This is a genomic window from Microcystis sp. Msp_OC_L_20101000_S702 (assembly GCF_007095705.1).
GTDB lineage: Bacteria > Cyanobacteriota > Cyanobacteriia > Cyanobacteriales > Microcystaceae > Microcystis > Microcystis ichthyoblabe_A.
Window position 1 is genome coordinate 1 of record NZ_SFBO01000196.1, and the last position, 8,350, is coordinate 8,350.

The 8,350-nt window shown below is 41.1% G+C and carries 8 protein-coding genes and 1 pseudogene; 5 read left to right on the forward strand and 4 right to left on the reverse strand.

The window, feature by feature from the left end; all coding sequences use genetic code 11:
- Nucleotides 1-182: 182 nt before the first annotated feature.
- Together EWV60_RS20260 and EWV60_RS20265 are read left to right on the forward strand one after the other, a co-directional pair.
- Nucleotides 183-329, forward strand: a pseudogene (locus EWV60_RS20260) (DUF4277 domain-containing protein); the annotation flags it as partial.
- A gap of 402 nt (nucleotides 330-731) precedes the next feature.
- Nucleotides 732-944, forward strand: coding sequence for a DUF2839 domain-containing protein (locus EWV60_RS20265; protein ID WP_002737353.1), 213 nt, complete (start codon nucleotides 732-734; stop codon nucleotides 942-944).
- Between the two features lie 37 nt (nucleotides 945-981).
- Here the strand turns inward: EWV60_RS20265 and EWV60_RS20270 are convergent, their stop codons facing one another.
- Nucleotides 982-1,410 carry a strawberry notch C-terminal domain-containing protein gene (locus EWV60_RS20270; protein WP_502705837.1) on the reverse strand — a complete coding sequence of 143 codons (429 nt, stop codon included), beginning with the start codon at nucleotides 1,408-1,410 and terminating at the stop codon, nucleotides 982-984.
- Between the two features lie 163 nt (nucleotides 1,411-1,573).
- Between EWV60_RS20270 and EWV60_RS20275 the strand changes: the two genes are divergently transcribed.
- Nucleotides 1,574-3,430 carry a hypothetical protein gene (locus tag EWV60_RS20275; protein WP_287234298.1) on the forward strand — a complete coding sequence of 619 codons (1,857 nt, stop codon included), beginning with the start codon at nucleotides 1,574-1,576 and terminating at the stop codon, nucleotides 3,428-3,430.
- Nucleotides 3,431-3,838: 408 nt separating this feature from the next.
- On the opposite strand, the gene EWV60_RS20280 is transcribed toward EWV60_RS20275, so the two are convergent.
- Nucleotides 3,839-4,384: a class I SAM-dependent methyltransferase gene (locus EWV60_RS20280; RefSeq protein WP_002775705.1), complete on the reverse strand. Its 546-nt coding sequence runs from the start codon at nucleotides 4,382-4,384 to the stop codon at nucleotides 3,839-3,841.
- 335 nt (nucleotides 4,385-4,719) lie between these two features.
- Nucleotides 4,720-5,655, reverse strand: coding sequence for an NAD-dependent epimerase/dehydratase family protein (locus tag EWV60_RS20285; protein WP_002775701.1), 936 nt, complete (start codon nucleotides 5,653-5,655; stop codon nucleotides 4,720-4,722).
- Nucleotides 5,656-5,875: 220 nt separating this feature from the next.
- On the opposite strand from EWV60_RS20285, the gene EWV60_RS20290 reads away from it, so the two are divergent.
- Both EWV60_RS20290 and EWV60_RS20295 read left to right on the forward strand, forming a co-directional pair.
- On the forward strand, nucleotides 5,876-6,322 hold the full coding sequence (locus EWV60_RS20290; RefSeq protein ID WP_002775700.1) for a DUF29 domain-containing protein: 447 nt from the start codon (nucleotides 5,876-5,878) through the stop codon (nucleotides 6,320-6,322).
- A gap of 103 nt (nucleotides 6,323-6,425) precedes the next feature.
- Nucleotides 6,426-6,893: a DUF29 domain-containing protein gene (locus EWV60_RS20295; protein WP_002736517.1), complete on the forward strand. Its 468-nt coding sequence runs from the start codon at nucleotides 6,426-6,428 to the stop codon at nucleotides 6,891-6,893.
- Here the strand turns inward: EWV60_RS20295 and EWV60_RS20300 are convergent.
- Complete coding sequence (locus tag EWV60_RS20300) at nucleotides 6,890-7,678, reverse strand: hypothetical protein (RefSeq protein WP_287234302.1); 789 nt, start codon at nucleotides 7,676-7,678, stop codon at nucleotides 6,890-6,892. The two genes, EWV60_RS20295 and EWV60_RS20300, sit on opposite strands and share 4 nt — an antisense overlap.
- Nucleotides 7,679-8,350 lie beyond the last annotated feature (672 nt).

The following is an 8,350-nucleotide window of genomic DNA, read 5'->3' on the forward strand; positions in this document are numbered from 1 at the left end:
GTCGGAGAGGCCGCCTTTAGCGGGAATCCGATAGAGAGGTTCGTAGTTAACCCAGTACGGGTCAAAGCGTACAAAGCTAATTCTAGATGCAATATTTGCGTACAGAATTAGTAACTATGGAGACCCCTAATTATGAAAAAATAGGAATTATTGGAAAACTTAGGCGAGTGGACTGTTCGACCATGAATCAATCAACAGAAATTGAAGTCAAAAATCTAGACCATCTGGGATTAGTAGCCGGAATTATCGATGAAATAGGAATTGTTGAAATTATCAACGAACAAGTCTCAATTGAGCGAGGAGAAATTGTCACAGCGGGGCAAGTCGTGTGGAAGAGGGCATCGAACCCAAACAATTAATGGATTGACTTCAAGGGGTGACAAAACAAAGCGAGCAACTGGAACATCTCCCCCTAGATGTTAAGTCTGATTGCCCAGTAATTCTCAATAAGCACTGTTTATTGAGAATTACTGGGGGAACCCTGGAATTTTCGGCTTAGTTGCCGGCAGCTTGCCGCCAACTAACTCCTCTAGATAAGTATTTTGACTCACGCCCCTTCCTCTTTTGAGACGTTGTGACACTTAGGGTGCGGAATGTGGGTTCTATAATAGTCGGTCATCAGCCGTCAGTTTCGATCGCCCTCCTTCACGGACTGGGAGTGAGTGTAGGCGGTTGTCTTTCGATATACAATCAGAGAAAAACCTCTTAATAACTGACATTAGTATGGGAGTATGGGTGAATCAAAACGTCGTCAATCGGCCCTGGGTGATAAGTATGGACAGGAAGAAAATATCCTGCCTTGGCTACCGATTACCAAAAGTCAAGCGGCCCAAGCTTACAAGTTAACCACTAGGGGTGCCTGGATTGGTATAGGAGTTTTAGCTGGGGTTTGGGTAGTTATTCGCTTTGTCGGGCCGGCCTTCGGTTGGTGGAATGTCCAATAAACAAAGGCTCTCTTAGGTTTGGCGGGTAAAATGTATTCTAAGATACAGTCCTGCTTTGGGCGATGGGCGGCAAATCTTCCTTGAGGTAGCCTTCCCCGTCGGTTAGGGCGAGTCCCCTATGAGCCTCAAAGTCTTTTAGAGAACAGCAATCCAGTTTTCCTCCGTAGAGGGCGTGGTAGAGTTGCCGCAATGCCGCCTTCCCATAGGGAGATTCCAAGTTGTCCTCCTCTCGGAAGAGTCCCTGTCCCCCCCTCTGCCGCTGCCCCCGTGTTAACGCCCCTAACGAATCCAAGCGTCGGGCGATGGTACTCAGAAATCGCTTTTCCCCCTTAATATTAGTGGTAACAGGTCGAGGGATTTGGAGGACATCGCGCCCCTTGTATTGCTGACAGATGAGGCGCGGTTGCCGTCCGTTGATTTCCGGGACTTTGGCGGTATATTTGTTTAAGCTAAAGAAATTATGAATATTTTTCTAAAGATTGATTTCTCAAAGATACTATGTATATAGCAGTTTTCAGTCTAATAAGGTATAGTAAATCCCTTGATAGATAGGCGTTTCAGCGTTTCGGCACTCACTTCTGTGAAAACCGCTATAGGGTTAGTTTAGTTAGAAATAGAGGTTATCAACTATGCTACATCACATTTTTCAACAAAATACCTTTGAATCTTGCATTAAAGCGGTAGAAGATGCTTACTATCCCAGAGAAAAATATTTAAAATACGCAGAAGAACAAGCAAAAAAAACAAATGAAAGTCTAAATTCACAAAAAGTATTAACGGAGTATTTTAAGACAGAAAGTCCACTTCGTCTTTACAAAAAATTGGATGCTTCTAAAGAACTTATTGAATTGCGATTGCCTTTCACCAAAGAGTTTCACGAGTTCTTTATGAAACGCAAGTTTACTATACCAGAACAACTTATACAAGATACAAAAACGTATAATATTAATCAGGTTTCCTTGTTTAAACCTGATCCCAAAGGGAAAAACTCACCTAGTAATGTAAATTTTTCAGCAAATGAAGGGAATTATAATCATTTTGTCAATGTAGTTGCAGCTCTAGCGCGATTGATAATTTATTTTCAAAAATATGAAAATGTCAAGGATATCTTTCGTAAACTACAAGGTTCCTTTGCAGAAGAAGATACACAAGGTACTTTATACATCATAGATGAAGATAAAGAGGATAATCAAAGAATTAATTTAAGTGTAATCAGCGAGACTATCAACTATGATGATACTCCAAATGAACGAACTTTAAAACTTATGTTTGGAGCTTTTTATCACGATCTCGGCAAGACAGTTACAGATCCTCGTCACGGAATGGAAGGCAGCATCCTCATGTCGTTTCATACTAGCGAAACTCTCTGCCAGTTTGACCAAATTTTTAAATCACATGATCCATTATATAGCTTTGATGTTATTGATTTATCGTACATCTCTACTCTTTTAAATTTTCATGATTCTTATGGAACTCTTAGCACTGGAGAGGATGGCTGGGTGCAATTAATTGAAATAGTAGATACTATCAAAAAATATAGTTTGCGAAAAGAGAAAAATAAAGAAAATCAAAAGAAGGAAAGTCAGAAATATCTTTTTGATTTATGGCTGCTTAATGTTGCAGATATTATAGTTTCTATCAAAGATAAGTGGATGGATCAAGTTGGAGTTCGGGATAACTATAAAAACAAAACTGATCCACCACTTTGGAATGAACAAGAGTCTGCTAACAAAAAAATTACTGAGTTCTTTGAAAGTCCAAAAGGTCGCCTTCTAATTCATGATTTAATAATTTCTTTGGAAATTCTTGATATCCATAATAAAAAAAGCCACAAAGATGATCTGTCAGATTTGCAAACCAGGGCGATTGCTTATTCAAATGATCATGTAGTGGAAAGGATAAAGCGATTGCTTTGTGAAACTACACAGCGACAACTAGAAAACTGCGCTGACACAGACCCTTCTGTAAAAAACCTAGCAAAAAAAATTACTGAAATTTCCGATGAACAATGGACTTGGAGTATAGAGAAAGCTATCCGTTCAATTAGTAATTTTCAGGAATTTTCCAGAAAACTGCCTTGGATTGGGAAGATGGATTATTCTCTGAATTTCTTTAAAAAAATTGTCAGCTATGCCTTTAAAAAAGTTGCGGAAGAAATTATAGGCAGTGGCACACCAACAGGCTGGATTACCAGTAAAAAAGAGAGTTCTTTTGACCCCTACTTTAATGAGAAAGATAAAAAAGACGATTATCTATTAAGTTTAAGAGCAAGTTACTTTGCTGATAACTATGCAGCTATTGTCGTTCAGATACTTAACCATTTACTAGTCCGCCAGCCTTTTCAAGAATATATCAGGAATATAGAATTTAGGGATGCTCAAGAGCGATTGACTGATGATAAATTAAACAGAATCATTAACGTTGAAGGTTCGGCTCGATTTATCAATGCCATTGAGCTGGTTCTAAAAACTGTAACGATTTACTAACTGAGGAGTTCAGGGAGTTCTACTGTGCTGCCACTGAGGTAACTTGGCTCCAGCTTGTTCCCTTTGTCGATAACTGTCAGGCGCATCTACACGTTGGTTCCGTGCTTGGCGTAGGCAATCCCCGCAATGCCAGAGGAAAGAGCCACTTTTGCCGTATTTTGCAGATTGACGAAGCTAACGCTCTTGGAGGAACTCTGGCAAAAGTCTTACAGTCTCTCAACTCTAGCTCTCTTATGGGGTAAGCCTTCAAGCTATCGCTAACTAACAGAAACCCGAGATTTGAGTTTTTATTAGAAAAAAAGTTAGCGATCACTTGTCAACCAAGGGTTTCAGAATCTGGATTCGGTCAGGGATTTCCGAAAGTCCCAGAAGAGCGTTATCACGCCATTCATGGCTCAAAGGAGAGAATCAGTTGGCAGTGATGGCAACGAGGCGGCCTCCCTGAGAGAGGCTCGCCAAGGCAGAACTCAGATGTTTGAGAGTAGCGAACTGATTGCGCTTCGCCATGGGAGGGGAGGCTGAGAAGGGCGGGTTCATCACTGCCACTGTCGGGCGGTGCTTCTGGTGGAGGTAATCGTCAATCTGCTCGGCATCGTGAGGCGATAGGGGAACGCCTGGGAAGACTTTACTGAGGATTCCCCTCCGTTTGGGACAGATTTCGTTGAGAATGAGACTAGCCCCGCCAATTTGGGCAAAAGCTGCTATGATTCCCGTCCCTGCCGATGGTTCGAGAACTAGGTCATCTGGTGTAATCTGCGCTGCGACCTTGGTGATGTAGCCGAGAGAGAGGGGAGTAGAAAACTGCTGCAATTGGAGGTAAACCTGAGAACGCTTGGTCTGCGTCGGGCAAAGCCTGTGAATTCGCTCAATTTCTTGGAGGATGGCTATGCGGTTGCATTGATTTAGCAATTCTTTGCCTTGCTGTTGGATAAGCAGGATTTGAGGCGTTGTCAAATTGAAAGATGCTCCGAATCAGCTTGGAACTGAAATTATACCAATTCTCCAAAGTCTGACTACAGAAGTTTAATCCCCCTAAATCCCCCTTAAAAAGGGGAACTTAAAGGGGGATTTAAATTCGATGTGTAGTTTTCATTTAGAGAAATGGTTGCATTGCATCTTTCCTATTCTGATCTGACAACGCCGGATTTGAGCTATTTCTAAAGCTTCGTAGGCATCTTTCCAGAGCCAATAGTAGAGGCGCACGCAATGCGCCCCTAGGCGCAATAATATTTCTGCTCCCCACCATAAGTGAGAGAAAGTCACAAATATCAGATGCAGCCAAATTATTTTTATCGATGTGCCAAGATCTGGTCATCGATCGCCAAGTCTATTTCTTGCCGATCGCGACCGGAAGCGAGATAATCATTCTGGAAGGAGTCTGTTAAACCACTGACGAGATCATATTCAGGCTGCCAGTTTAACTCCCGGGTGGCCTTATTAATATCAGCGTAAAAATGTTGAACCCGCAGGGGGAAAGGTTTCTTTTTGCCGAAGTCAAATTTTTTGGGGTTATAGTTAACAATCTCGATTTCCTCGGCATTTTTCCCCATGGCTGCCGCGCAAGCTTTTGCTAAACCGTTAAAAGTTACATAGCGATCGCCGGAAATATTATACACTTGACCGATAGCCTGAGAATTACCCAATACTGCGGCCATGGCTTGGGCCAGATCGGCAACGTGACCAAATTGGGTAAAATGTTCCCCATGACCAGGTATAGGAATAGGACGATTACGAACCAAACGGTCAAAAAACCAAGCTTCTAGGTCATTATAGTTGCGCGGTCCGTAGATATAGACTGGACGGATGGAAGTCCAGGGTAAACCCATCTCGCTTAAATAGTTTTCTGTCTCGTGTTTTCCCTTGTGGCGACTTTTGGGATCTAGTTTATCCCCTTCTTTATGGGGCATTTGGTCGGATTTTAGATAAACCCCCGCCGAGCTAACATAGACAAAATGCCCAATTCTGTCTCTAAATATCTCGACGAGGGGCTGAGTATCACTTAATTCTCTGCCATTATTGTCGAAAATTGCCTCAAAACTCTCATTTTCAAGCTTTTCTTTCAGTTGCCCTGGGTCAGTGCGATCACCATGAATCTGTCGTACTCCAGCAACCGGGGCGGGTTTATTGCCACGATTGAATAATACTACCTCATGACCCTGTTCTACTAACACTTTAGTCAGGGAAACGCCGATAAATCGGGTTCCACCCATAATTAAAATTTTCATAAGATGATGGCATAGATATCAAGGTTATATTATCCCTCGATCGGTGCAGTTTGTGGCTTGTTAGTTGTTGGGTTTTCGGGGCTATAATACTAAATCGGTTGAGGAGAGGCACTGTTGCGATAGGGACAATAGTTAATCAGTCTTTAATAACCGGATTTAGTCTGAATTGGCCAAGTTTCGCTAAAATGAAGGCAATTAGTCAACAGAGGAGGTCAAAATTATGACTTTAGCCAAGGTAAAAAATCTGTATGATCAAGATTTTGCTTTGTGGATAGAGAAAACGGTTAAGCAATTAAAATCTGGGGATTTATCTCAGGTTGATTTGGAGAATTTGATTGAGGAGGTGGAGTCTTTGGGAAGACGAGATAAAAGGGAACTTAAAAACCGTTTAATTACATTATTTGAACACGGTTTAAAACGGCGTTATCTTCCTTTGTCTGACTGTTATCGAGGTTGGGAAGTAACAATTAAACGCTGTCAATCGAAGTTAAAAGATATCCTTAAAGATTCCCCTAGTTTATGTAGTTTTTTAACCGATATTTGTGATGATTGTTATCAGGAAGCGGTGGAGAATATGCGAATTAAATATGATGCTATTTTTCCCGATATTTGTCCTTTTTCTAAGGATATTGATAGTTTATTAAACCATAGGTTTTGGGAAAGTTAAACTCTGATGCTAAATCCGTTAAGCGGAATAAATAATCAGTCTTTAATAACCAGATTTAGTGTGATTTTCAAGAAATGAATTTAAGTTTAACAGGGGAAAAATTATGACTTTAGCCAAGGTAAAAAATCTGTATGATCAAGATTTTGCTTTGTGGATAGAGAAGACGGTTAAGCAATTAAAATCTGGGGATTTATCTCAGGTTGATTTGGAGAATTTGATTGAGGAGGTGGAATCTTTGGGGAAAAGTCAACGCAAAGCAGTCGATAATTTTTTAACTCGTTTATTAGAACATTTATTAAAACGTTGTTATGTGGTTCTTCCCGATTGTTATCGAGGGTGGGAAATTGAAATTAGAAATTTTCGCAAGGAGTTGAAGAAGGAATTTAAGTATTCTCCTAGTTTGAAAAGGTTTATGATAGAGATTTTAGAAGAATGTTATCGAGAAGCTTTAGAAGCGATGAAAGAGGATTATCCAGACTCTAATTTTCCCGATGTTTGTCCCTTTGCTGAGGATATTGATGGCTTATTAAATAATAAGTTTTGGCAGGATGAAAAATATGCTAACTCCTAATCTTTCGGAGGAATTGCCATCACTTGATTATTATTAACCACAACCAATTTACCGCCCAATTTTTCGATATTTTCCTTAGCTAACCTGCGGGTTTCTTCGTCTTGGCTATTTATCCAGACTAACATCCAAGCGCCGACTCTAGGGGCGCGACTATCGGGATTAGTTTCTAAAAATTTTACTGTTCCCCTAGCGGATTTTTCGATAAATTCATTACCGGCAATTTTTGCCCAATCGGCGGCCATTTGATTAGATTTTTTTGCCGCAGGAATATCACCTAAAAATAATAGTTCATCCACTCCTTTATATAACCAAACAAAATAGGCATCATTAATATCAGGACTGAGTTTTGCTAAACCTTTATTCATAATCTCGATGGTTCTTTCGGGTTTGCCAGCATTGACAGAAGAAGCGACGGACATCATCAAATAGGCGCGGACAAATTTTGGGTCATTTTTGGTGACAATCTCCATAAAATCGGGACTTAAACCGTAGCCAGTTTCCCTACGAGCATCCCCATCGCCATAATATTGAATAAACTGTAACATTGCCCAATTGGCTAACATATTATCAAAGCCAAAGGAAGGTATATTTTTTAATAACTCAACCTGAGCATTTTCTAGGCGAGACTCTTGACGATAATTTCTTTCTAATAATTTTTCTTTGGTCAAGGTTTTCACCTTTTCCTGTTGCATTTCCACCATAGCCATGATTAGTCCACCGATAACGGCGACTAAACCCAGAGTTTTAAGTAAGGATAGATTGAGAGATGTTTTTGCGCCTAGCATAAGTAGCTGGTTATAATTAAATTAAAAATGGATTTTAGGTTCGATCCCCCTTTGATCCCCCCTTAGTCCCCCCTTGATAAGGGGGGTGCAGATCACCCCTTAGTCGCCCCTTGATCCCCCCTTGATCCCCCCTTAGTCCCCCCTTAATACCCCCTTGATAAGGGGGGTGCGGATCCCCCCTTAGTCCCCCCTTGATAAGGGGGGCATCTGATAATTTTTAACGCCTACCTACTTAGCTTGAAATAAAGGTCAATAATCAGGGTATCCCGTACTTTTGTTGATAAGCAAATTTTATCTATCGGAGGGCGCAGGTTCCTTGCGTCCCTACAGTAACGGGTTTTTTCCACAATGTAGGCACAAACTGGGTTCGTCCAAAGGTGACAGAAACATTTTTCACCCAATGTCCAGAAGACCCAAAAATCCTCTCCCCAAAATAATCAAAAGCGAAAGGTTTCAAGAGAATATTTCCCCGCCACCTTGCGCTAAGTATCAAATTTTGGTTATTATGCCAGACAGCTTTTAGGCAATCTGGAAAAAATATCTATAGTCCGACTTGTCGGCTGTTGGCCCCACAAGTGTTGGTATCAACAGGGGGTGTAACTGAATCAGTGGGGGTATTCATTTCACAAATGATTGCACTGAACACACCTGCGGTAGTTTGAGCTACCGCAG